20 protein-coding genes are annotated in these 25,057 nt (G+C 69.6%); 11 read left to right on the top strand and 9 right to left on the bottom strand.

Annotation, left to right across the window (positions count from 1 at the left end; genetic code table 11):
- Positions 1-1,125 (top strand): glycoside hydrolase family 5 protein, encoded by a 1,125-nt coding sequence (locus tag OG241_RS49760; RefSeq protein WP_405825822.1) that lies wholly within the window; start codon positions 1-3, stop codon positions 1,123-1,125.
- Positions 1,126-1,143: 18 nt separating this feature from the next.
- Here the strand turns inward: OG241_RS49760 and OG241_RS49755 are convergent, their stop codons facing one another.
- From OG241_RS49755 to OG241_RS49740, 4 genes are all read right to left on the bottom strand, one after another.
- The gene (locus OG241_RS49755) at positions 1,144-2,103 is read right to left on the bottom strand and encodes a DUF1152 domain-containing protein (protein ID WP_405825820.1); all 960 of its coding nucleotides are present in this window, start codon (positions 2,101-2,103) and stop codon (positions 1,144-1,146) included.
- Positions 2,104-2,231: 128 nt separating this feature from the next.
- Positions 2,232-3,074 carry a phosphotransferase family protein gene (locus tag OG241_RS49750; protein WP_405825818.1) on the bottom strand — a complete coding sequence of 281 codons (843 nt, stop codon included), beginning with the start codon at positions 3,072-3,074 and terminating at the stop codon, positions 2,232-2,234.
- A gap of 24 nt (positions 3,075-3,098) precedes the next feature.
- Entirely contained in the window at positions 3,099-3,794 is a 696-nt protein-coding gene (locus tag OG241_RS49745) for a TetR/AcrR family transcriptional regulator (protein WP_405825817.1), read from the bottom strand.
- A gap of 168 nt (positions 3,795-3,962) precedes the next feature.
- Entirely contained in the window at positions 3,963-4,520 is a 558-nt protein-coding gene (locus OG241_RS49740; RefSeq protein WP_405825815.1) for a hypothetical protein, read from the bottom strand.
- A 333-nt stretch (positions 4,521-4,853) separates the two neighbouring features.
- On the opposite strand from OG241_RS49740, the gene OG241_RS49735 reads away from it, so the two are divergent.
- Entirely contained in the window at positions 4,854-6,626 is a 1,773-nt protein-coding gene (locus OG241_RS49735) for a serine/threonine protein kinase (protein WP_405825813.1), read from the top strand.
- A gap of 166 nt (positions 6,627-6,792) precedes the next feature.
- Entirely contained in the window at positions 6,793-7,497 is a 705-nt protein-coding gene (locus OG241_RS49730; protein ID WP_405825811.1) for a response regulator, read from the top strand.
- Here the strand turns inward: OG241_RS49730 and OG241_RS49725 are convergent.
- Together OG241_RS49725 and OG241_RS49720 are read right to left on the bottom strand one after the other, a co-directional pair.
- On the bottom strand, positions 7,481-9,022 hold the full coding sequence (locus OG241_RS49725; protein ID WP_405825809.1) for an aKG-HExxH-type peptide beta-hydroxylase: 1,542 nt from the start codon (positions 9,020-9,022) through the stop codon (positions 7,481-7,483). The two genes, OG241_RS49730 and OG241_RS49725, sit on opposite strands and share 17 nt — an antisense overlap.
- A 118-nt stretch (positions 9,023-9,140) precedes the next feature.
- Complete coding sequence (locus OG241_RS49720; RefSeq protein WP_405825808.1) at positions 9,141-9,275, bottom strand: hypothetical protein; 135 nt, start codon at positions 9,273-9,275, stop codon at positions 9,141-9,143.
- A gap of 217 nt (positions 9,276-9,492) precedes the next feature.
- On the opposite strand from OG241_RS49720, the gene OG241_RS49715 reads away from it, so the two are divergent.
- From OG241_RS49715 to OG241_RS49705, 3 genes are all read left to right on the top strand, one after another.
- On the top strand, positions 9,493-10,740 hold the full coding sequence (locus OG241_RS49715; RefSeq protein ID WP_405825806.1) for an MFS transporter: 1,248 nt from the start codon (positions 9,493-9,495) through the stop codon (positions 10,738-10,740).
- Positions 10,741-11,010: 270 nt separating this feature from the next.
- Positions 11,011-12,033 (top strand): hypothetical protein, encoded by a 1,023-nt coding sequence (locus OG241_RS49710; RefSeq protein ID WP_405825804.1) that lies wholly within the window; start codon positions 11,011-11,013, stop codon positions 12,031-12,033.
- 3 nt (positions 12,034-12,036) lie between these two features.
- Positions 12,037-12,507, top strand: coding sequence for a peptidase inhibitor family I36 protein (locus tag OG241_RS49705; RefSeq protein WP_405825802.1), 471 nt, complete (start codon positions 12,037-12,039; stop codon positions 12,505-12,507).
- Between the two features lie 108 nt (positions 12,508-12,615).
- Here OG241_RS49705 and OG241_RS49700 read toward each other — a convergent pair whose 3' ends face one another.
- The 3 genes from OG241_RS49700 to OG241_RS49690 form a co-directional block, all read right to left on the bottom strand.
- The gene (locus OG241_RS49700; protein WP_405825800.1) at positions 12,616-12,906 is read right to left on the bottom strand and encodes a hypothetical protein; all 291 of its coding nucleotides are present in this window, start codon (positions 12,904-12,906) and stop codon (positions 12,616-12,618) included.
- Positions 12,907-13,092: 186 nt separating this feature from the next.
- Positions 13,093-13,347, bottom strand: a complete 255-nt coding sequence (locus OG241_RS49695; protein ID WP_405825799.1) for a DUF5302 domain-containing protein — start codon at positions 13,345-13,347, stop codon at positions 13,093-13,095.
- Between the two features lie 104 nt (positions 13,348-13,451).
- Positions 13,452-14,147, bottom strand: coding sequence for an SDR family NAD(P)-dependent oxidoreductase (locus OG241_RS49690; RefSeq protein ID WP_405825797.1), 696 nt, complete (start codon positions 14,145-14,147; stop codon positions 13,452-13,454).
- A gap of 104 nt (positions 14,148-14,251) precedes the next feature.
- Between OG241_RS49690 and OG241_RS49685 the strand changes: the two genes are divergently transcribed.
- The 5 genes from OG241_RS49685 to OG241_RS49665 all read left to right on the top strand — a co-directional run bounded on the left by OG241_RS49685 (position 14,252) and on the right by OG241_RS49665 (position 25,040).
- A complete protein-coding gene (locus OG241_RS49685; RefSeq protein WP_405825795.1) occupies positions 14,252-15,142 on the top strand; it encodes a helix-turn-helix transcriptional regulator in 891 nt (296 codons plus the stop codon).
- A gap of 159 nt (positions 15,143-15,301) precedes the next feature.
- Positions 15,302-16,093: a DeoR/GlpR family DNA-binding transcription regulator gene (locus tag OG241_RS49680; protein ID WP_405825793.1), complete on the top strand. Its 792-nt coding sequence runs from the start codon at positions 15,302-15,304 to the stop codon at positions 16,091-16,093.
- Positions 16,094-16,423: 330 nt separating this feature from the next.
- Positions 16,424-19,426 carry a TIM-barrel domain-containing protein gene (locus OG241_RS49675; RefSeq protein WP_405825791.1) on the top strand — a complete coding sequence of 1,001 codons (3,003 nt, stop codon included), beginning with the start codon at positions 16,424-16,426 and terminating at the stop codon, positions 19,424-19,426.
- Between the two features lie 83 nt (positions 19,427-19,509).
- On the top strand, positions 19,510-21,375 hold the full coding sequence (locus OG241_RS49670; protein ID WP_405825789.1) for a glycoside hydrolase domain-containing protein: 1,866 nt from the start codon (positions 19,510-19,512) through the stop codon (positions 21,373-21,375).
- Positions 21,376-21,383: 8 nt separating this feature from the next.
- Positions 21,384-25,040: a beta-galactosidase gene (locus tag OG241_RS49665; protein WP_405825788.1), complete on the top strand. Its 3,657-nt coding sequence runs from the start codon at positions 21,384-21,386 to the stop codon at positions 25,038-25,040.
- Positions 25,041-25,057 lie beyond the last annotated feature (17 nt).

Raw genomic sequence — 25,057 nt, 5'->3', positions numbered from 1 at the left:
ATGAGAGTTCGTCACTTCACTGCTGGAATCCGCTGGACGGCAGGCGTTCTCGCCATGCTGCTCGGCCTGATCGGAGTGCTGCTCGCGCCCGGGCCGGTGTCCGCCGCACAGGCTGCGGGCAGTACGTCCGTCACCGGGCAGGCCGCCTCCGCCTCAGCCCCGGCGTTGCCCACCAGGCTGCGCGGAGTCAACCGTTCCGGCACCGAGTTCATGTGCGTGCAGAACCGGGGCATCTTCGACGGCCCCGCAGACAGCACGTCGATCCAGGCGATCAAGAACTGGCAGGCCAACGTCGTCCGCGTTCCGCTCAACGAGGACTGCTGGCTCGGCATCAACGGCGTCAACTCCGCGTACAGCGGCGCCAATTACCGTAACGCCGTCTCCGACTACGTCTCCCGGCTCCGCCAGGCCGGCTTGTACGTCATTCTCGAACTGCACTGGAGCAGCGGTGTCCACATAGGCTTCGGCTCCAGTTGCTGGACGTACGCCTCGCAGTGCCAGAAGCCCATGCCCAACAGCGACCACACCCCGGACTTCTGGAGGTCTGTGGCCGACACCTTCAAGAGCGACCAGGCCGTCGTCTTCGACCTGTTCAACGAGCCCTTCCCGAACCTGGTGATGTTCGACCACAACGCCTCGTGGAAGTGCTGGCGCGACGGCGGTTCGGCCTGCGTCGGCTTCCTGTACTCCGTGGCCGGTATGCAGACTCTCGTCAATACCGTGCGGTCCACCGGCGCGACCAACTACATCATGGTCGGCGGCATCAACTACTCCAACGATCTGACGGGGTGGCTGACCTACGCGCCCTCCGACCCGGCCGGGAAACTCGTGGCGTCCTGGCACTCGTACAACTTCAACAGCTGCAACACCCAGAGCTGCTGGGACTCCCAGATCGCGCCCGTTGCCGCCCGCTATCCGCTGGTGGTCGGCGAGATCGGCCAGGACGACTGCGCCCACGGTTACGTCGACACCCTCATGAACTGGCTGGACAGCCGAGATCTCGGCTACCTGGGCTGGACCTGGAACACGTGGGACTGCAAGTCCGGCCCGTCGCTCATCACCGACTACAACGGGACCCCGACCGCCTACGGACAAGGACTCAAGAACCGCCTCGCCTCCGGCTGACCGGAGTGCGGGTCACATTCAGTGTGGGAAGCGACGGGGTGGGCGAGTCACTCTGGACTCGCGGAACTCGGCTATCCGCGACTGGACTTGACGCATCAGGTGGGTGTCCTCGATCTGATCCAGGTAGAGGCAGCGGGCGGCCAGGCCCGGGAGGTCGAAGGCGAAGTACAGGGACATCAGTGGGTTCACGAACAACTCGCTCCCCCGGGTTCGCTCAGTGAACCGGACGTCACCGAAGGAGCCGCGTACGGCTGCGGCGATCGATCCGTTCACGATGCTGGGGTGCTCCGGGGTGTGCTGCTGAGCGTGGGCCACCGCGTCGAGGTAGAGAGCACCCTCACGGGTGGCGCGCGGTATCGAGAACGCTCCGAGGTACGCACCGTCGCGCTCCAGCGCGGCGATGTTCTCCAGTACGTGCACGTGGTTGACGCCGTGGTAAGCGTCCACGCCGAAGCCCACTGACACGACGAGCCGGGTCGGTATGCCGTCCAGCGCGGCCAGCGCCGCCACGCTGGCGAGGTCCTCCTCGGGAGTGCCGAGCCCGGCTTCGTCACCGCGCAGCAGAATGTCCGTTCCGCCGTCGACCAGCACCACCGCGTCGATGTCGTGCAGCTCGACCAGTGCCTGGTAGGCGGCACGCAGCGGACGTACCCCGGTCTGGGGGAAGGCGTAGACGGTGGACGGGTAGCCGTGTGCGCGCAGCCACTGGGCGAGGGTCCGCTCCGGGAAGTAGGTCTGGTGCGGGGCGGAGTCGGGAGTGACGGCGGCGAGGTCGGGGGCGGCCCAGTCGTCGAGCGGGAGACCGGCGAGTGCGCTGAAGGACAGGTTGGCGAGATGGACCTGCTTGCCCTGATGCAGGAGGGAGAGGGCCAACGGCAGACCGGAGTAGATGTCGAAACCGCCACCCGCGCCCGCGACGAGGATCCGTTCGGCATCGGCGAGGCGGGTGAAGAGGGGGTTGGCGTGGAGAGACGTCATGACGTCATTGTCCGGGGACCGGCGCCTTCTCCGGACGCCGAAGCGTTCGTAGCGGGCCCGGTTGACTGACCCCACCACAACGGGGCCCACCGCAACGAACGGGAGGGCGTCGGCCCTCTGTCTGCGGCTCAGACCGGTCCGCAGCGGTCGAGCGCGGCACGAACCCGGTCGAGTCCCTCGGCTCGACGGCGGTCCCGGTCGGGCATTTGATCGCTCTGGCGCCAGCGCCAGGCCGAGAACATCGCCCAGTTCAGAGCACGGCACCGGTGAACCAGGTCCTGGTCGGCCCCGGCGTAGTGCTGTCCCACTTCTTCGGGCGCATGGGCGAGGTCGAACTCGATCGGCCCACGGCAGCAGGTGGCGAGATCTACGAAGAGCGGCCCGCTCCTCGTGTTGAGGAGGTTCCCCGGATGCGGCTCTCCGTGCAACAGCTGGTCGTCGGCTTTCGAGCCGCTGATCGCTGCGCTCAGTCCGCTGAGCGTGTCGCTGAGGAACTGCCGGTCGGCGTCGGGCAGTTCGGGGGACCGCTCCCGGTCGTTCACCTCTCTCAGCGCTCCGGCGACTCGCTCGGTGAAGTGCGGCGCATCCAGGTCGACCTTCCGCAGGGCGGCGTGGTGGCGCGTGAAGGCGTCCGCGTAGTCGGCCGGTGCGATCTCTGGTGCCACAGGTTCGTAGTAGGTCCAGAGGGAGATGGCGAAGGCGTCACGCACATGGACACGGGGTTCGACCCGAGGGTCCAGCTCAGCCACCGGGGCGTCCACGTCGGCGAGACGGCGAGCAACCTCCACTTCGAACTCGGAGTCGGCCAGCTGCCCCGCAGGAGCGACCCGGGCCAGCACCCCACAGGGGATCAGGTGCAGCGCGACGCGGTCCGAGTTGTGGATGACGACCACATCGTCGACCTGGAGGCCAAGCGCCGAAGCTGTCGCCCGCCCTGCTTCAACAGCTCGACGAAGTTCATCTGGCTGCATACCGTCTCCTTCTGGTTCCCCGGGTCAGCCGCTCTTGCCCGGCGCCGGCGCGGAGGTGGCCCGGCCGGCTCGGAGCATGGCCTTGTAGAGGGGTTCGTGCCCGGGTGAGTCGGGCAGGGGGCCGCGCGCCGGGGTCTCAAGAGACTGGACGAACAGGGCGACGACGCGTCGCCAGGCGTCCGGGGCCTCGTCGCCGGTGGCGTTGACGACGCCGGCGTTGGCCATGTGGATCAGTACCAGGTCCGAGGGGTCGAAGTCCTCGCGCAGGCGGCCGGTGGCCTTCGCGCGGTCGATGAGGCGCAGCATGGCTTCGTACGCCTGGTTTCGGCGTTGCTCCAGGACCTTGGCGGTGGGGAAAGTCATGGTCAGGACGTCGGCGAAGCCGCTGTCTGCGGCCTGCATGGCGCAGGCGGCCTCGATGTAACCGACAAAGCCGTTCCAGGGGTCGGGGTCGTCCAGGGCGACGGTGACCGCGTCGGCGTAGGCGCCCATGCGGTCGGAGAATACGGCGTCGACCAGCTCCTCCTTGGTGGGGAACCGGCGGAACATGGTGGCGATCCCCACGCCTGCCTCGCGGGCCACGGAGGCCATGGAGGCGTTCAGACCTTCCCGCGCGAACACTGTGCGCGCGGCGACGATGATCCGCTCCCGGTTACGCTCGGCGTCACTGCGCAGCGGCTGTGCGGCGGGGGCGTCGGGGTGCTGGGCGCCAGGGTTCATACCCGCCAGCCTATCTATCGGCATGGCCTATCCCTTTTCGGAGCCGCGTCGGTCGTCTCGGTCGTCTCTCTCGGACGCGGGTCTCCTACGGGCTGACGGAAGCGGTCACGCAGTCCCTGCCGTGGCCGCTTGTCGGGTCAGCGTCGACGCCGGGTAGCCGGGACGCGGCTACCAGGTGTGCGCCACGTCCACCACCAGCCGTCCGGGCAGTACCAGTACCCGGAACGGCAGTTTGGCCCGGACACCGAGTCCGATGTGGGTGGCCGAGTAGTAGTAGTCGCCGAACTTGGCGTCCCTGAAGGTCTGGTAGCCGGTGAAGTCCAGCCCCGGCAGTGGATCACCCAGTTCGACCGGATACTGCGACTGGTTGACCGGTGCGGTGAACTCGATCTCGATGATCGCCCCGCCCTTGACGGGGATCCCGGTCTGGGACGGGACGTGGTTGAAGCCGGGCACGTACTGCACCCAGTACAGGGCCGGATCGGCGGTGGTCATGCCCGGGATGTCGAAGACGATCCGGTCGTAGCAGGTGTGACGGCCGGTCCGGACGTTCGCCAGGGCACCGGTCATCGCGAGCGATCCCGGTTCCGACTTGTTCTGACTCCCCCAGCCCGTCTCGCAGGCGGCAGCGGTCTGCGGTGTGGCAGCGGTGGCGGCGGCCGGAATGGCGCCTCCCCCCGCTAATACCAGCGCCAGCGTTGCCAGCACCGTTGTCAAGCGTTTCATCGGCGAGCAGCCCCCTTCGGCCACCGCGCGGTTCGGTTACCGTGCGGTTTGGTTCCCGTGTGGTGCGATGCCCTGTCAGACAATCGGGACAGTCGGATGGTTGGATGCTTCTATCGTCAGGTTTCGGAAATTCTGCTCCGAACCTCTGAGCGACACCGACGGGCGTGGCCGATGCGAAGGCGTGTCCGAACAGACGTATGCTCACCCTCTTGGCTGATAAGCGCTCCGTGCAACAGCCAGCAGCCAAGGGGCCGTTGAGCGGCTCCCCGGCCGGACAGGTCCCGTGGTGACCGCCGACCGGATCGGCCCCGCAGCAGCCGAAAGGAACCCACGGTGTCCGACGAAGGACGGCTGATCGGCGGCCGATACCGTCTCCTCGACCGGATCGGCCGGGGAGGCATGGGCACGGTCTGGCGCGCCCACGACGATCTCCTCGCGCGCCAGGTCGCCGTCAAGAAACTCCATCCCCAGCCGCAGCTCGACGACCACGACCTGGCCGTCCTCTTCGAGCGCACCCGGCGCGAGGCCCGCAGTGCGGCGCGGATCAGTCACCCCAATGTCATCGTCGTCCATGACGTCGTGGTCGACGAGGGCCTGCCCGCCATCGTCATGGAGTACGTCCCTTCCACCACTCTCGCCGATCTGACCGAAGAGCACGGCCCGGTCCCGCCCGAGGAGGCCGCCAGGATCGGCCGCGAGGTGCTCGCGGCGCTGCGGGCGGCGCACCGGGCCGGGATCATGCACCGGGACGTGAAGCCGGCGAACGTGCTGCTGGCCGAGGACGGCCGGGTGATTCTCACCGACTTCGGCATCGCCCAGGCCGCCGAGACGCCGGCTCTCACCCGTACCGGGCAACTGGTCGGGTCGGTCGACTTCATCGCCCCCGAGCGCCTCGTCGGCGCCCCTCCGGGTCCCGAGGCCGATCTGTGGGGGCTGGGGGCCACCCTCTTCCAGGCGGTGGACGGCCGATCACCGTTCCTGCGGGCCTCGGTGACGGAGACCATGTACGCCATCGCCATGGAGCCGGTCCCCCAGGTCCGGTCCGCCGGGCCGCTGACCCCCTTGATCCAGGGCCTGCTGGCCAGTAAGCCGTCGGAGCGGTTGTCGGCCGAGGACGCCGAGCGCCTGCTGCGCGTGCCGGGAGGAGTCCGTGCGGCGGCCGACGACGCCGCCAATCCGATTCCCCTTCCCATGCCGATTCCGATTCCAGCTCTTGCTTCCGCTTCGGGTCCGGAGCGGAAGGCGGAGCCGGACCCCGGGCTTGGGATGCGCGAGCCGTCCGCTGCCGAAGGGGCCGCCGAACGCCCGGCCGCCGGTACGCCCGATCCGCGCGGGAACGGGTCGGCGGGCCGATGGAAGAAGCCGGTCGTGCTCGCCGCGGCTGCCGCCGTCATGGCGTTGCTGGTGACCTCCGCGTGGTTGGTCCTGGCGACGCCGGAGCAGAACAGCAAGGGCAGCGGCGCCTCGGCGTCGGACGGCCCGTCGGCGGTCGGCGACGCCAACGCGCCGGACACGTCCGTGGCGTCCTCCCCCGTCTCCTCGCCGTCGGGTTCGGCCGGTTCGCCGAGTTCCGGGAGTACCTCGACCACCGCCGGTAGCGCGGGTTCGGGCGGCGCGTCGCCTACGGTGACCGCTCCGTCCGAGCCCACGTCCCAGTCCTCCCAGGAGACCGTCGGCCAGGAGTCCGGCGACGACGCCTCGGCCCCGGCGAGTGGATCCGGCAGCTCGGACGCCCAGTCCGGCCGCCCCTTGGTGGTCGCCGCCTCGGGCAAGTGCCTGAGCGGCGGCACCGGGACCGCGGGCGTCCAGTTGTTCCAGGCCACGTGCGACGGGTCCGCGGCGCAGCGGTGGCGGATCGCTTCGGACGGCACCGTCCGGTCGTCGGGGAAGTGCATGACCGCGGCCGGTGGGGCGACGGCCAGCCGGACCGAGGTCCAGTTGGCCGGCTGCGACGGCCGCGCGAGCCAGGAGTTCCAGCTCGACGGTACGGAACTGAGGGCCGCCCAGGCGCAGCTGTGCGTCGACATCTTCGGCGGCGCGAGCGGTACGGGGGCGGTCCTGTTCGAATGCAACGGAAGGGACAACCAGACCTGGACGCTGGGGTAACCGCCCCGAGAGGTGCCCTGATGTCGCCACGGGGTCCGACCGACACCCAACTTCCTCACCCGTCACGGCCGTTGGCGGACTCGCCGACGAATGCATCGGGGTGCGGCCGGGTAGCGGATAGGCTGCGGCAACGACTCTGGACCGGCTCGGGTACTCAGGTGTGAGGATGGACTCAGGAATGGCCGATGCGGTCCGCGACGCCGGTGCGCGCGTGGTGTTGATCGAGAGCATTCCCCTGGTGCTGCATGGATTACGGGCCGCGCTGGAGGGCGACGGATTCACCGTCCCCGGCGCGACCGGCGATCCGCACACGGGAGTGCGGGCGGTGCTCGAGCAGCGGCCCGACGTGGTCTTCGTCGATCTCGATCTGCCCGGTAGTACAGGAGTCGGGCTGCTCCGGCGGCTGCACCGGCAGAGCCCGACGACACGGATGATCGCCGCGGTGTCCCCGCAGCACGACGACGACAGCCTCCTGCTGGCCGCGCTGACGGCCGGCGCGACGGGCTATCTCCTCAAGGACACGGAGACCGCTGACCTCCTGCGCATCGTGCGGGCCGTGCAACGTGGTTGCGTCACCCTCGGCCCCCGGATCGGCGACAGTCTCTCCGCCCTCCTCATGCGCCTGGCGGGAACCGACGAGATCCCTCGGTTCCCGGCGCTCACCAACCGGGAGCAGGAAGTGCTGCGGCTGGTCTCCCTCGGCTACGGAAACCGCCGGATAGCACGGGAGTTGTTCATCTCGGAGAAGACCGTGCGCAACTACGTCTCGGCCATCCTGCCGAAGATCCACGCCTCCAGCCGTTCGGAGGCCATTCTTTCCGTACGGCTGTCCGGGTCCCCGGCGGACGGAAGCGTCAGCCGAGCCGGGTGACGAGGCCCGCGGCCACGAGTTGCCGCACACTGTCTCCCACATGCCGGTCGACCTCGGCTGAGCCGGGCGTCAGTCGGGCCGCGTCGGCGTACGCGGCGCGCAGCGAGTCGAGGTCCCGCCCGTCGCACAGCGAATAGACCGTCCACGAGCGTGAGTTGAGCCAGTGCATCCGGGCCGAAGCGGCGTCACCGACGAGGAGCTGGCCCAGGCCGGGCAGGGCGCACGCGTCCACTGGCGTGACCCGCTGGTAGGCGCCCGTGAGCGGCGCGGCGGCGGACGGACGGTCCGCCGTTGTCCCGGCACGGTCCTGGGGTGTCGGCGCGTCCTCGTCCACCAGTCGGAGCACGGCGAGGAGCCAGCGCGCGAACCGGTGCCCGTTCTCGGTCAACGCCTCTTCGGGCAGCGCCAGGACACGTTCGGCGAGGTAGCGGGCCCGTTCCGCGCTGGTCCGGTGACTTCCGTGCAGCGCGGCGGGGGTGCCGGGGCTGGGTTCATCGATGACCTCGGCCGCCGGGGGTGGGCCGAACCGCTTGCGGACCGCCTCGTCGGCGGCGGTGGCCGCGGCCTGGAAGACCAGCAGGTGCACGTAGAAGTGGAGGGCGACGAACACCCGGATGACCGTCCAGGACCCGATGCGCCACGGGATCGGAACCCGCTCCGTGGCGTTCCTGACCACGGAGCCGGTCCGCAGCGCGTCGAAGAGCTTGAGATGGGAGCCCTCGTGCAACAGGCTCTCGGCGGCGAGCCACGGGCTCGTGCAGCGTTCGGGGGACAGCAGCACCGACGACGGGAGCGGGTCGCCACCGGACATCGACTGGAGGGGGCCTTCCTGGGTCTCCCGGCGGGTGAAGCCGACCATGGTGATGTGTCCGAGAACGCTCGCTCCCGTCGCCGGCATAAGTGACGCGAGGAGTTCCGCGCCCTCCCGCAGGGTGGCCTGGTCGGCGCTCGTCGGACTGACCGGGGCCTGCGCCCGGGCGGGGCCGTCACCTAGCGCGTCGCGGTACAGCTCCATGAGACGGTCGCCGAGCATCTCGTCCACCGGGTCGCGCGGCTTCAACTCGGTGAGGAGCCAGGCGTTTCCGAGGCCGGGCCAGGCGCGCCGGCGCGGCTGGGTGAGGCCTTCGCAGGGGCCCACCGATGGCGGGTCGGCCACCGGCCGTTCGCCTATGTACCGAGCCAGGTACCGCCCGAGCGCGCTGTGTTCGAGGGTGCCGTTCTCCAGGCGCAGGATGTCGTCCTCGAAGCACTGCCGCAGCACCGGGTCGAACAACAGCGGCCGAAGCCGTTCCTCCGGTTCCGCAGCCGTCGTACGCAGCGTCTGCGCGCAACTGTCGTCCCGGTGGGCCAGCATGGTCAGCCCGAGCCGGAACCGGGCGTAGTTGCGCTCACCGACGGCCGCGGAGTCGCCGAACTGCCGGTCGGCGCAGAGCAGGGAGTCGGCCCGGGCGACCGCGTCGGAGGCACCGAGGTCGGTGGAGGGGAGACCGGTGGACGGAAGTTCGGTGGCGGGAAGCTCGGACAACAACGACGAACCGTCCTTCGATGTCGGGCGGCAGAAGGCAGGGGAGACGGACAGGGGAGCCGGGCAGGGGCGGGCCCACCGGCTGGGAACGCCGCCCCTGCCGGGTGCGCGCCGTGCGTCAGACGGTCAGGGCAGCCTGGTAGGAGGGCAGCCAGGCCCGTTCCGCGGGCGAGTCGGTGGCCACGTCCGGGGCCTCCTCCTCGAGATACGTCCCAGGGGCCAGCTCGGGTACGTCGATGTGGTCGATCAGCATGTCCTGTCCCTTTCGGTCGGTGACGGAGCAGGTGAGGCAGGCGGATCGGCACCGAGGGGCCGGCGCGGGAACGTGACTGCCGGGCCGAAGGCGCCTGTATGCTGCACCATTCTCCGGCATCACACGTCCCAGGATGATGGGGCCACTGTCCCGGATCCTGTCCCGCCCCGGGGCACAACGGTGGACCGGACCACGGCGCCCCCGGCACGCTGTCCCCGTGACGATCACCCCTGATTCGGAGCGGCACGCCACCTACCGGGAAGTGCTGGCCGACCCGCGGTTCCGGCTGCTGTTCGTGACCAGAACCCTGACGGTCACCGCCGACTCACTACGGATCATGACCCTGTCGGTCCTGGTCTTCACGACGACCGGCTCACCGCTCCTGGGCGCCCTGACCTTCGGCGTCGGCTTCCTGCCACAGCTCGCGGGCTCGCTCTTCCTCGGTTCGCTCGCCGACCGGGTCCGCCCGCGCCCGCTCGTCGTCGCGGGCCACGTCCTGTCCTGCGCGACGGCCGCCGCCGCAGGGCTGGTTGTCCTGCCTGTGCCGGTGCTCCTCCTCCTGTTCGCCGCCGTGGCCTGTCTGACCCCGGTCTTCAGCGGCGTCTCCGTACGGCTCGTCGCCGAGACGCTCACCGGCGACGCGTACGTCCTCGGGCGTTCACTGTCCAACATGTCCGCGTCCGGTGCCCAGTTGCTCGGTCTGGCCGGTGGCGGGGTCGCGATCGTGTCGCTGGGGCCACGGAACTCACTGCTGCTCAGCTCGGCCGCGTATCTGATCGCCGCGGTCGCCGTTCGCGTACGACTGCCCGACCTGCCCGCGCCCGGCAAGGCGGCGCGGCCCGGCCCGGGCGCGTCGGTGCTCCGCCACAGCTGGTCGGAGAGCGGCGCGCTGCTCACCGACCGGACCGTACGGACGCTGCTGCTCGCCCAGTGGCTGCCTGCCGCGTTCGTCGCCGGCGCGGAGAGCCTGGTCGTTCCGTTCACGGGCGGTCGGAGCATGTCCCCCGGCTCGACGGGAACCCTGCTCGCCTGTCTGCCGGTCGGCATGCTCGCCGGGGACCTGGTCGTCGGCCGTTTCCTCTCCCCCGCCGCACGGGAACGTCTGGTCCCCGCACTGGTGGTGGTCCTCGGCGCGCCGTTGCTCGTCTTCGCCGTCGATCCGCCGTGGCTGGTCTGCGCGGTGCTCCTGCTGATCACCGGGGCCGGTTTCGCCTACGGACTCGGCCTTCAGCGCCCCTTCCTGGACGCGGTCCCGGAAACAGCACGCGGTCAGGCGTTCGGCCTGCTCTCCGCCGGAATGATGTCGTCGCAGGGTCTGGGCCCCGTCGCGTTCGGGACCATCGCGGAGTTCACCGACGCGGGAACGGCCATGGCTCTGTCCGGCCTGGCGACGCTGGGCATCGCGGTCCAACTGACCCGACGACGACGCCAGGCGTCCGACGTCCGAGGAGCCGGTCCGGGGTGACGCGCGGTCCCCACTGTTGCGGGGGTTGACCATCCCGGCGCGCGCGGCCTCGGGCCTACGGCCTCGACCTGGATCGCGGCGATCCGCACTTCGCCGTCCTCCCCCCATGTCACCGCCTGTACGGCGGCGTCGCGTTTTTCAGAACTTGTTTGTTCGGCACCGGTCGCCCGACAGCGAACAACGCCGGGACCAGTACACCTGGATCGGACGTTCCAGCCAGCGGCTCCGGCGCGATCGGAGCAGCCATGTGCCGTACATCCAGGGGGAGTTGTGCGCTGCTACCGGTTCCACCGACGCACCACACTGATCGCGGTCGCCATCACGGCCACCCTCGCGACGGTCGTCTCCTGCGACGCACCGGCGCCATCGGACGACCAGGACACCAAGGTCACGTCGACAGTCACTGCGCCAGTCGCGTCGACGCGGCTCCTCACCGAACGAGAACAGGATCTGCTGCACGACGCGGAGCAGCGGCTCACGCAGTCCTGCATGGCCGCACGCGGCTTCCGGACCTGGCCGGTACCCCGCCGGCCACTCCCCGAGGACCTCGACTTCCCGTACGTGATCGACGACATCCGCTGGGCCGCACGCCACGGCTACGGCAGCGACCTCGAGGCTCGACGCCTGCAGTTGCGCGCGAACGATCCCAACCAGCGCTACTTCAGGAAGCTGCCCGCAGCCGACCGGCAGCGCGCCGTCGCCGCCTACAACGGCGACCGGTCCGCCGAACGGCTGGAGGTGCGTTCCCCGAACGGTCTGACCGTCGGGCGCGTCAAGGACGGCTGCACCGCTCAGGCGCAGGAGGAGCTCTACGGCGACCTCGCCGCCTGGTTCCGTGCCGATGTCGTCACCGGGGCCCTGCCCGCCCTGCGCCGGCAACAGGTCACCTCGAACGCCGAGTTCAAGCCCGCTGTGCGGAAATGGTCCGCCTGTATGCGGGAGCGGGGCCTGCACTACCCGGACCCGGACCACACGCGGGCGGCGTTCCTCGCCCCCGAAGGGACTGCGCCGACGCCGGCACGCAGGCGACTGGAGAGACGGACAGCGGTGGCCGAGGCCGAGTGCGCCCACACCAGCGGTCTCACCTCCACCACCGGGCGACTCGACCGGCGCTACGACGCCCAGCTGCGGGCCCGGTACCGGAACGAGATACGCGACAGGTCGCGGATGGAACACGCCGCCCTGCCACGAGCCCGCGCCCTTCTGACCACCGACCGAACCAGCACCACCACCCACACCAACACCCACACCCACACCCACACCCACACCCACACCCACACCAACAAGGAGTGATCAGTGATCAGGACCAAATTCACCACCGCTCTCGCCACCGTGGGGCTCGCCGCCCTGGCCCTGTCAGCCCTTCCGGGCGTTGCGCAGGCCTCCGAACCGGGCCCGTCGTCCCGGGATACCGTCGCGGCGGGCCCGGCCGGAGCGACGGCGGACGGGTACTTCTACGCGTACGAACACGCGTACCAGGGCGGCAAATACTGCAGGTGGGTCGGCAACGACGGTGACTGGAGCAGCTGCTCCCCCGGCGGAAACCTCCGCAACCAGGCGAGCTCCCTCTGGAACAACGGGTACGCGGGCGTGTCCGAGGACGTCAACGTCTACTGGGGCCTCAGCTACACCGGAGCCTGGGCCTGCATCGCGAACGGCTACTACTACGCCAACCTCGCCGACTGGTACTTCCCGAACAACGGATCGGGTGGCGGCGAGAACATGAACGACAACATCTCCTCCCACAAGTGGTCCGACGCCTGCTGAGAGACCTTCAGCGCCTCAAGGATCAGCGTGAGCCCGCCGAGCACCTCGCCCGGCGGGCTCACGCACAGGGAAGTTCGACGCTTGACCGGTTGCCACCCTCCCGCACGCTCAGGCGTTGGCCTGACCATGCCACGGAGTCCGCCGCGGAGCGGCGTGGTGCACGGGGCCGCCCCGTGAAGCCTGCCGACGCCACAGCCACACGGACGTCGCCGACAGCAGACCGGTGAAGACCAGCAGGAGGACCACCGACACCCACATCTGCCGGCTTCCGGGGTCGTCCCATCCTCCCAACGCGGCCGAGACCGCCCACAAGACGGCACCGCCGGCATAGAACAGGCGGATTCGGCGCAGTTGGCGCAGGGCTCGTACGGATGCGGAGTGATCAGTTTCCGGTGCCATGCCGACCCAGGTACCCCGATACGCACCATCTACAAGCCGACCGACGAGGCCGTCGCGGTTCAACCAGCGATACGAACGCACACGAGCGGACACGAACAGACCACCCCCACCTTGGGGGCGGTCTGTCACAGCGGGTCACATCGCGGAGTCCGGCCTGGAGGCCGTCCGGAAAGGGTTCGTTCGGGCTCAGCCGCCGCTCTTCCGACGGAACGAACGCTGGCTCGCGGCCGGCCCGTGCGCGCCGTGGATCTTCGACCTGTCGCTGTTCGCAGCGCCGTCGACGGCGTCAGCCTGCTGGCCACGCTTGCGCGCAAGCGCCTCCCGGAACTTTCGCTTCAGGTCGTCCTGACCGTCGTCCTGGCCCTCGTCGTCGGGCGCGAGGGCAGCGCTCTCGCCGTCAACCGGCTCCGAACCTTCGGGTGATGGAGACTCTGCAGCCATGGTGACCTCCTGGGACCGAGCAGTGGAAAGCACAGCTTGTCATGCCGGGGACCGCTCCAAGCCCCCGCGCCCCGCATGACCAGCCGTCATCGCGGGCCCGTGGATCACCAGGCCAGGTCACCATGACGGTCACGGAGGGTTCCGGACGGTCCGTCCGCCCCGATGGTGGCGAGTTCGACGATCGCGTCGGTCCCCTCGGTCACCGTCTGCGGGCCGCTGTGCCCGTTGAAGTCGGTCGCGGTGTAGCCCGGGTCGGCCGCGTTGACCTTCACGTCCGGCCAGGATTTCGCGTACTGGGTGGTGAGCATGGTCACGGCGGCCTTCGACGCCGTGTAGAGCGGAGCGAGGGCTCGGCCCTCGACGCGCTCCACGTCGTGGGTGGCCGCGAACGACCCCATACCGCTCGACACATTGACGATGACCGGGTTCGACGACTTGCGCAGCAGGGGCAGGAACGCGTGCGTCACCCGGACGATCCCCACGACGTTGACCTCGAACACCGCACTGGCGTCGGCGGCCGTCAGCTGGTCGGCGGACTTGTGCGTCCCGAACACACCCGCGTTGTTGATCAGGACGTCGATGCCGCCCTCGCGAGCCCCGATGTCGACGGCGGCCGCGGTCACCGACGCGTCGTCGGTCACATCGATCTGGACGAACCGCGCACCGAGCGCGTCGGCGGCGGCCTGGCCGCGCTCCGGATCACGGGCGCCGACGACGACTGTGTGGCCGGCCTCGATCAGTCGGCGGGCGGTCTCGTACCCGAGGGACTTGTTGGCTCCGGTGATGAACGTTGTTGTCATGCGTTCAATGTCGGCGCCCGTGCCGTGAGGACAACCAGTGCCCGCTGCGACGGTAGGACTGCCAGTACCAGGCACACCGGCTGTCCGGCGGACACAATGGTCGAGTGGACGAGACCCTTGGCACGGCACTGCGCCGCTGGCGCGACCGGCTTTCTCCCCTCGACGTCGGGCGGCCTTCGCGGCCCGGACGGCGTGCCGTGGGGTTGCGACGCGAGGAACTCGCCGACCTCGCAGGGCTGTCGGTCGACTACGTGGTGCGGCTGGAGCAGGGGCGTGCGACGAGCCCTTCGGCGCAGGTCGTGGCGAGCCTGGCCAGGGCGCTGCAGCTGCAACCCGTGGAGCGCGACCACGCCTACCGGCTGGCCGGCCTCCTCCCACCGCAGGAGGGGACGATCTCCACCCATGTGCCGGCGGGGGTCCAGCGGATGCTGGCACGCCTCGGGGAGTTCCCGGTGGGCGTGTTCAGTGCGGACTGGACCCTGCTGTCGTGGACTCCCGGATGGACGGTCCTGATGGGCGACCCCAGCGCACTGAACCACGTCGAGCGGAACCTGGTGCGGACGGTCTTCGCCCCGGGATCCAGACGGCTCGCGGCCTGGCCGGTGATCCATGACGGCGAGGCTCTGAACGCCGCTCTCGTCGCCGATCTGCGTACGGCTCTCGTCAACTACCCTCGCGACCACGGGCTGATCGGCCTTGTCGCGGAACTGCGCTCCGCCAGCGCGGAGTTCACCCGGCTGTGGGACGAGGGCGCCGTCGGTCCGCACGTCTCGGCCCGCAAGACCGTCGTACACCCCCAGGTCGGCGAGGTGATGTGCGACTGTGACGTGCTCACCGTCCCGGGCTGCGACGTCCGTCTCGTCGTGTACACGGTGGCCGCCGGTTCCGTGGACGCCGAGAAACTGGACTTCCTGCGGGTCACGAACGGCGTCCCCGCCGACGGATCCTCCGACATGGCAGGGCCTCCCCGGTCAGGCAGAAGCACGACGGCATGACCCCATTACGCCATAACGCATGACGGAAAACGTGGAAGCTGCTGCAGGACATTGCTGTTTTGGAGACGATAAATTGCTGAAAAACGCGACGGATGTCAGAAAGGTGCTGCCCAGCCGTGGTTTCATGAGCGTCTACCCCACCGACAGGGAGCGACTGAGATGGCGGCACCGCAGGCCAGGTGGAGCGCGCTGCTGGACTTGCTGACGCGCGACGGGCGTATCGAGGTCGAGGCAGCCGCGGCCGAACTCGCGGTGTCCGCCGCGACGATCCGGCGCGATCTCGACGAACTGGCTCGCCAGCAGATGGTCACTCGCACCCACGGTGGCGCGGTGATCAACGCGATCGCGTACGACCTGCCCCTGCGGTACAAGGCGGCACGCCACGCCCCCGAGAAGGAGCGCATCGCGCATGCGGCGGCCGGCCTGGTCAAGGCCGGAGCGGTGGTGGGCCTGAACGGCGGCACGACGACCACCGAGGTCGCGCGGGCGCTGGCGACCAGGAGCGACCTGGGCCCCGAGGGCGGTGCCGAGCCGTCGCTGACGATTGTCACCAACGCCCTGAACATCGCCAACGAGCTGGTCGTACGCCGCCATGTGAAGCTCGTCGTCACCGGCGGAGTGGCCCGCCCGGCCTCGTACGAACTGATCGGGCCGCTGGCCACCGAACTGCTCGCCGAGATCACGCTGGATCACGTCTTCATCGGTGTCGACGCGATCGACTCCGTGCACGGCGCGACCGCGCATCACGAGGGTGAGGCCAGCATCAACCGGGCGTTGGCGCGGCGCGCCCAGCAGGTCGTCGTGGTCGCCGACTCCTCGAAGCTGGGAAAGCGGGCGTTCGCGCGGATCTGCCCGTTGGAGGACGTCCATGTGCTGGTGACCGACAAGGACGCTCCCGCCGGGCTGATCGAGCCGTTCGCCGCCGCCGGAGTGGAGATCATCCGCGCCTGAACAACCGCGCCACGCAAGGGCGTTCGCGACGCCCGTCACCGGCGGACCGTTACCCGGACAACCCTCGCCATCCCACCCGTTCGGTGATTCTCACCCGACGCCGTTCACCCGAATGCAACGGACCTCCGAAGCCGGGCCCGCTGCCCGCGGCTCATGCCGTGAGCAGCGGGCCCGGCTGTCGTCAGCGGCAACTCCGGCCGGCAGGGCCCCGCAGGAATCAGGGAACGCATCGTTGACAGATGAATTTTTCTGCAAGAGTATGTGCGCAAAACTACAAGATCTTGCACAGCTCGTCAGAGACTCCATGCCTCTCCCCGCTGGAGGACACCAGTGCGTGCACAGCCCCGTAGAGTCGGCGCCTCACTCGCCGTCGCCCTGACCCTGACCATCGCCTCGCCGGGCACGGAGGTCCTCGCCCAGTCCGTGCGGGCCGATGTGGCCCCGCGGCCGAGGGTGACCGAAACCGCAAACGGCCTGACACTGGCCGTACCGGCCGCCGGGAAGACCTCCGGCTACACCGTCGACATATCCACCGACGGCAATCTCGCCCTTACCACCGAGCGCGGCGGCACCCCCGTCCTCGCCACCGCGGGCGGTGACACGGGTGCCTTACGGTTCCGCTCGGGCGACGCCTGGCAGCACGCCACCGACGTCACCGCCTGGAGCTGGAAGAACGGCGTCCTGACCCTGACCGCCGACACCACCCTCGACGGGGCCGGCATCGAAGCGCGGGTCACGCCGGCCGCCGACCGCTACCAACTCGACTGGAACGTGGAGGGAGTCGAGCCGGACCGGCTGGGACTCGCCTACGACCTGGCCTCCGCCGGGCACTGGTACGGGCACGGTGAGGCCGAGACCCCGCAGGGCGGTCCCGGCACCGACCAGCCCTGGCCACTGGACAGCGGCGAGGTCGAGCACCCGGGGTTCTCCCCCGCCTCGTACAACATGATCGACCCGTTCTGGTACGCCTCCAGCTCGACCGGGCTCCGCGTCGACACCGGGAATGTCATGGACGTGGCGATCAACGAGGGCAAGGACGGGCTCGGACGCTTCGACGTACGGTCAGCCGACACCTACCGGGCCACCGTCTTCGTCGAGTCGACACCGCTGGAGGTCTACCGCGACTACGTGGGCATCGTCGGGAAACCGGCGAAGAGCGACGCCACGTACGAGCAGTACGCCAAGCCCGTCTGGAACTCCTGGGCGCAGTTCTACACGAACATCGACCAGGAGAAACTCCTCGACTACGCCACCGACCTCAAGGCCGCCGGGCTCGACGGGCACGCCCTGCAGCTCGACGACAAGTGGGAGTCGAACTACGGCAATCTGACCTTCGACGCCAAGGCCTACCCCGACCCGAAGACCATGTCGAAGAAGATCCACGACCTCGGCTTCGACTTCGGCCTCTGGACGACCCTGTGGATCAACCTCGACTCCGACAACTACCGGTTCGCCGTCGACAAGGGCTACCTGCTGGGGGACGCCGCCGACCCCGCCAAGCCGTGCACGGTGACCTGGTGGAACGGCACGGCGGGGATCATCGACCTCGCCAACCCGGACGCCAGGGCCTGGTACACCGGCCGCGTCAAGTCCCTGATGAGCGACTACGACATCGACGGCCTGAAGTTCGACACCCGCTTCTTCGACGACAGGTGCGCCCCGCGCGACGGATACAAGCCGACCGACTACCAGCGGCTCGGCACCGAACTCGCCGACGAGTTCGACCTGCAGGGCGTCGGCATCCGCGTGCACTGGGACTCCACGGCCCACCGGGCGGGGTTCGTCACCCGGCAGGTCGACAAGGGCACCGGCTGGGAATCGGTCCGCGCCGCGGTCACCCAGAACCTCGCGATCTCCACCATCGGCTACCCCTTCGTCACCACCGACATGATCGGCGGATCCGGCGGCCAACCGGCCCCGGACAAGGAGGTGTTGATCCGCTCGGCGCAGGTGGCGTCGCTGATGCCGCTGATGTACTCGTCCACTTCACCCGTCGACACCATCGACGTGACGACCGGCCGGAAGGTCGTCTACGACCAGGAGACCATCGACCTCTACCGGGCGGCGATCAAACGGCACGAACGTCTCGCGCCCTACATCTGGGACCAGGTCCAGCAGACTCTCAGGACCGGTGACCCGATCGTCCGGCCGCTGTTCTTCGACTTCCCGAAGGACAGGGCGAGTTACACCGTCCCGGACGAGTGGATGCTCGGCCCCGCCGTCCTCGCCGCGCCGCAGGTGACCGACAGGGCCACCCGGACCGTGCACCTGCCGCCGGGCACCTGGTACGACGTCAACCAGGGCACCGTGATCCGCGGCCCGAAGGACCTGAAGGGTTACGGCGCTCCCCTCGGAGTCACCCCGGCCTTCGTGAACCTCAAGGCGAAGGGCGCGGACAAGGCGCTGCGTGCTCTCAGGGGCGTCCACGCCCCCGCCGCCTCCGTGCTGCTCGCCCCCGACGCGCCGGAGACCACCAACGGCGAGGCCTTCGAGGTCACCACCACGGCCACCAACTGGGGCTCCCCGCCGCTGACGCGGGTCACGGCCGCGCTGGAGGTGCCGGCCGGCTGGCACACCGAGGCCACCACGGCCGCGACCACCAGGTCGCTCGCCGCCGGCGCCACGCTCACCACCCGGTGGACCGTCACCCCGCCCACCGACGCCGACTGGGGCAGCCACACCCTCACCGGGACGGTGACCTACGACGGCGGTACGAAGGTCTCCGACCACATCCCCGTGAAGGTGAAACCGGAGCCGGGCACGGTGTCGGCTCCGTACCGCACCGCCGACACCACCGGCGGCGCCCAATTCGCCCAGGCAGGCGGCCAGTTCGCCATCTGGGCGGGCGGCCAGGACCTGTCCGGCTGGAAGGACGAGAAAGCCGCCGTCTACGAGAGCGGGGTGGTCGGTGAAAAAGCCACCGTGCGGGCCCGGCTCGTCTCGCAGGAGTCCGCCAGCCCCGTCGGCAAGGCCGGGATCGCCGTCGCCAACGACCTGACCGCGCCCGGGAAGGGCGGCTACGCGATCCTCGTCATGACGGACAAGTACGGCCTGGAGTTCATGACCGACAGCGACGGTGACGGAAGGCTCGACACCTGGGCGGGCGGTGGCCCGACCTACCACCCGGCCTATCTCAGGCTGGTGCGCGACGGTACGGCCTACACCGCGTACGCGAGCAAGGACGGCACCTCCTGGTCCACCGTCGGCTCGGCCACGGTCGCCTCGGCGTCCGGCACCGGGGACGCGGGACTGGTCGCCTCGGCGGCCAACGTCAACTACCCCGGCGAACGCATCCAGGCCGTCTTCGACGGCTTCTCGGTCACCGCGTCCTGACGCCAGCTCCCGGTCAGCGCGGCCCGGAAGCACCCGACAGCCTCGGCAGCACCCGACAACCCTTTGCCGAAAGGGGTTCACCCATGCCCTCCATGCCACGGCCCGCACGCACCCCCGCCCTCGCCGCCGCCTTCCTCGCGGGCGCCCTCGTCGCGACCACCACGACCGTCATCGCGGCCACCGACGACGACCGGCAGAAAGCCACCACCACCTGGCTGACCGTGAAGGTCGCCGACGCGATGGGCACCAGGGACACCCTCACCTGGGTGCCCACGGGATCCTTCGCCAGTTCCGCCGAGGTCCGCGTGCCGCGCTATCCGATGACCGCCATCGAAGGCAAGGACACCAAGGAACTCGCCCTGGACGCCGTACGCGGCGAGCAGGTCTCCGCGCAGCTCGCGATCGCCTCCGGAAAGAGCCTCCACGACGTGAAGGCGAGGGTCGGCGACCTGACCGGGCCGGGCGGCGCGAAGCTCGACGGTGACAGTACGCAGGTGCGGTTCGTGAAGTACGTGCCCGTGCAGCGCTCCAAGAGCGAGGTCGACTGGTCGGCCACCATCGACCAGGTCAGCTCCACGAAGGAGGTTTCCGGCGACCGTAACCCGGACGTCGTGGGCGACCCCCTTGAGGAGCGGGACTCGGTGGACGTACCCGCGTACGCGGCCCAGCCGCTCTGGTTCACCTTCCACATCCCGAAGAACGCCAAGCCCGGCAGGTACAAGGGCACGGTCCGCGTCGAGGTCGACGACGGCACCCAGGCCACGTACCCGCTCACCATCGACGTCGCCGACACCACCGTGCCGCCGCCCGCCGACTACAAGTTCTTTCTCGACGTGTGGGCGCAGCCGGAGACCATCGCCCAGGCGCACAAGGTCGAACTGTGGTCTAAGGAGCACTGGAAGCTCATCGAGGCGTACGACCGTGATCTGGCGTCGCGCGGCCAGAAGGTCATCAACACGACGATCGTCGACAACCCCTGGCACCACCAGTGGTCGCTCGGCACCCGGGAGTCGCAGACCGCGACGCCGTACACCAGCATGGTCGGCTGGAAGTGGAACGGGACCAGGTTCGCCTTCGACTTCGCCCGCTGGGACAAGTACGTCGAGACCGCCAGGAAGGCCGGCCTCGGCCCCGGCATCGGCGCCTTCTCGATGCTGGCCTTCCAGGACCAGGAGCACCTCACCTACACCGACACCCGCACCGGGAAGACCGTCTACGAGAACGTCGATCTGGGCGGGAACCGCTGGCGGCAGGCCTGGGGCGCCTATCTGCCCGCCTTCGAGGCCCATCTGAAGCAGAAGGGATGGCTCCAGGACACCTGGCTGTCCTTCGACGAGCGGCCGATCAGCACCATGACGGTGGTCAAGGACTTCGTGCACGAGGTGGCGCCGGTCTTCGACGACCGTATCTCCGTCGCCGGATCGATCACCACGGAGGGCGTCGCGTCGAACCTGTCGGTGGACTGGGGCAGCATCGACGCGATGACGAAGGAGAAGGCGGCGGAGCGGCGCGCGGCCGGCAGGACCACCACGTTCTACGTGTACGGCGCGCCCGCCCACCCCAACACGCTGTCCTACTCCCCCGCCGTCGAGTCGCGGATGCTGCCGTGGATCTCCGCGCAGCGCGAGCTCGACGGGTTCCTGCGCTGGTCGTACAACAGCTGGACCAGCGACCCCTTCAAACAGCCCGTGCACATCTTCACCCAGGGCGACGAGTACCTCGTCTATCCCGGGAAGAACGGGCCGATGTCCAGCATCCGCTGGGAGCAACTCAAGGAAGGCATCGAGGACTTCGAGCTGATCACGCGGCTCCGCGAGAAGGACGGCGGTGACAGCACCGCTCTCACGGAGGCCCTGACGAAGGCAACTCGGGACCTGGACGGCCGTACGAAGAACGTCACCGACATCGAGACCGCGCGGGCGGCCGTGGTGAAGGGACTGACCTCATGAGAGGGCACATGAGAGGGCGCCTGAGATCGCTGCTGCTCGCCTCGGTGCTGGCCGCCACGTCCCTGGGCGCTCCAGCCGCCACCGCGGCCGCTCCCCCGCCCCAGGCGCAGGCGGCGCCCACGGCGGGGAGACAGCACACGGTCACCTACGACCAGTACGCGGTGCAGGTCGACGGCAAACCCCTGTACATCTGGGGCGCCGAGTTCCACTACTTCCGGCTGCCCAGCCCGGACGCCTGGCGCGACGTGCTCCAGAAGATCAAGGCGGGCGGGTTCAACGCCGTCTCGCTCTACTTCGACTGGGGCTACCACTCCGCCGAGCCGGGCTCGTACGACTTCACCGGCATCCGTGACGTGGAGCGACTGCTCGACGAGGCCGAGCGCGCCGGTCTGTACGTCATCGCGCGGCCCGGCCCCTACATCAACGCCGAGGTCTCCGGCGGTGGCTTCCCGGCGTGGCGCAAGACCCACACGGGCGTGAACCGTACCTCCGAGGAGGGGTATCTGAAGGACGCCCGGGAGTGGATGAGCCGGATCAATCCGATCATCGCGCGTCACCAACTCACGCGCGGCACAGGCTCGGTGATCCTGTATCAGGTCGAGAACGAGTACCAGGGCGGACGCCACGACGCCGACTACATGCAGACGCTCATCGACTGGGCGAAGGAGGACGGCATCGATGTGCCGACCTTCGTCAACGACGGTGGCGCCAACCGGAACTGGGTGAGCGGCAAGGGCGCCCCCGACATCTACGGTTTCGACGCCTACCCGCAGGGCTTCGACTGCAAGGACCCCGACGTCTGGAAGAACCTGCCGGACTATTCCTACGTCAACGACTGGAAGCCCGAGTCGCCGCTGCTCATCCCGGAGGCACAGGGCGGCGCCTTCGACCCGTGGGGCGGCACCGGTTACCAGGACTGTGCGAAGCTCACCGGCACCGACTTCACCCGGGTGTTCAGCAAGATGAACATCGCCGCCGGGGTCTCCGGTCAGTCCTTCTACATGACGTACGGCGGCACCAACTGGGGCTGGCTCGCCGACCCCAACGCCGTCTACACCTCGTACGACTACGGGGCCCCGATCAACGAGTCCCGCCAACTCACCGACAAATACCAGGAGTTCAAGCGCCTGGGGTATTTCGTGAACTCGGTCGGCTCGCTGGCGCGGACCGACAAGGCCGAGGCGCCCACGCCGTCCGACGAGGCGTTGCGCATCGACCGGCGCGTCAACCCCGACGACGGCACCCAGTTCTTCACCGTCCGGCACGCCGACACCCGGGTCAAGGACAGAGACGAGACCACCCTGTCCCTGACCGGCTCGGACGGCGACTATCCGCGCGTGCCGCAGCGGGGCGCGATCACCGTCGACGGCCGGGACGCCAAACTCCTCGTCGCCGGCTACGACCTGGGCGACCAGCGGCTCGTCTACTCCACCTCGGAGATCATGACGCACGCGACGATCGGTGACCGTGAGGTGGCCCTGCTGTACGGGCGTGCGGGCGAAACCGGCGAGACCGTACTGCGGTACGCGAAGCGGCCCCAGGTGAAGGTGCTCGCCGGTGATGTCACCACCACCTGGGACGCCGAACGCGGCGACCTGCGGCTGGACTACACCCACAAGGGGCTGGCCCGGGTGCGGGTGAACGGCATGGAACTGCTGATCGCCGATGTCGCCGAGACCGCCCACTGGTGGCGGCAGGACACCTCCGCCGGCCCGGTCCTGGTACGCGGCCCGTCCCTGGTCCGTACGGCGGAGGTCAAGGGTGGCACCCTGCGGCTGACCGGTGACTCGACCGCCGTCGCCAGGATCGAGGTCATCGCCAACACGCGGAAGGCGACCTGGAACGGCCGCAGGACCAACGTCACCGAGGCACCGCGCCCGGTACGGCTGCCCGCGCAGACGACCTGGAAGTACAAGGAGGAGGCCCCCGAGACCGCCCCGGACTTCGACGACTCCGCCTGGCCCACCGCCGCCCGCCTCACCGCCGCCAACGCCGACCTGAACGGCTCGCTGCCGGTGCTCGCGATGGACGAGTACGGCTTCCACCACGGCGATGTCTGGTACCGGGGCCGGTTCAGGACCACCGGCGCTGCGACCGCACTCGCCCTGAACGCCGACACCGGCCCCACCGGCCAGTACGCGGTCTGGCTCAACGGCCGCTACCTGGGAAGTTCGGGCGACGGCGCACACACCTTCGACATCCCGGCGGGCGCACTCAAGGACGCCGGCGACAACGTGCTCGCCGTCCTCGTCGAGAACGCGGGCCACAACGAGGAATGGGGCCACGACTACTCCAAGGAGCCACGCGGCCTGCTCGGCGCCGAGGTGATCGGCGGTGCCTCCACCCTCACCTGGAAGATCCAGGGCAGCAGGGGCGGCGAGAACCCCGTCGACACCGCACGCGGCCCGTACAACAACGGCGGCCTGTACGGAGAACGGGCCGGCTGGTCGCTGCCCGGCTACCCGGACGGCGACTGGAAGCGCACCTCGCTGTCCGCCCGGTCCGGGGTCACGGAACCTGGTGTGCGCTGGTACCGCACCGGCGCGAAACTCGATCTGCCCAAGGGCCAGGACAACGCGATCGCCCTGGACCTGGCGCAGCCCGAGGGCGGCAGCACGGCGTACCGCGCCCAGATCTTCGTCAACGGCTGGCTGATCGGCCGCTATCTGCCCGACACCGGGCCCCAGACCCGCTTCGTCATCCCCAAGGGCATCCTGCACGAGCAGGGCGACAACACCATCGCCCTGGCCGTGTGGTCCACCGGCGAGGCGGCGGGCCCCGGTTCGGCGAAGCTCGTCGACCTCGGCGCGAGTGCCGGCGGCATCAAGGTGAACACGGTGACCGCACCCTCGTACGACGCGAGGACCTACGCCATGCCCGCCCCGGGTGCGCGGGTCACGGTGGACGCCGAGCCGTTCCTGAGCACCGGCACTGCCGTCAAGGTCCCCGTCACGCTCACCGTGCCGAAGAACGCCCCCACCGCCCGCGACGTCGAGCTGTCACTGACCGTCCCGGACGGCTGGACGGCGACCGCCGACGGAGTCACCGGCTTCGACCGGGTCGGGCCCGGCACGTCGGTGACCGCGCTCTACACCGTGACCCCGCCCGCCGACCCGGTTCTCTACGCCGTGCTGTCCGCGACCGCCGGACTGAAACAGAGCGGCCGGCCGAAGAGCGTCACCGGCGAACGGGCCGTACAGGTGCCGCCGCCGGGGCTCTCCGAGGACACGTACGTCAGCGATCTGACCCTCGTCAAGGCGGTCAACGGCTGGGGCCCGGTCGAGAAGGACCTGTCCAACGGCGAGGCCTCGGCGGGTGACGGACGGACCCTCACCATCGCCGGCGTCCCCTACTACAAGGGCCTCGGCGTCCACGCCGACAGCCGGGTCAGGGTCTATCTCGGCGGCGGCTGCACCCGGTTCACCGCCGTCGCCGGAGTCGACGACGAGGTCGGTGACGGCGGCAGCGTCTCCTTCTCCGTGATCGCCGACGGCCGCACCCTCACCACCACCCCGGTCGTCTCCGGCGCCGACGGCGGAACCACCGTCGACGTGGACGTGTCCGGCGCCCGCTGGCTGGACCTCGGAGTCGACGGCAACGGCGACGTCTCCAGCGACCACGCCGACTGGGCGAACGCCGAACTGACCTGCGCGGGCGGCTCCTGATGCGCGCCGGGGTTCGT

The sequence above is a fragment of the Streptomyces sp. NBC_01390 genome (assembly GCF_045040105.1).
GTDB lineage: Bacteria > Actinomycetota > Actinomycetes > Streptomycetales > Streptomycetaceae > Streptomyces.
The sequence above is the reverse complement of the archived record's forward strand: the minus strand, read 5'-3'. Positions and strand labels throughout refer to the sequence as shown.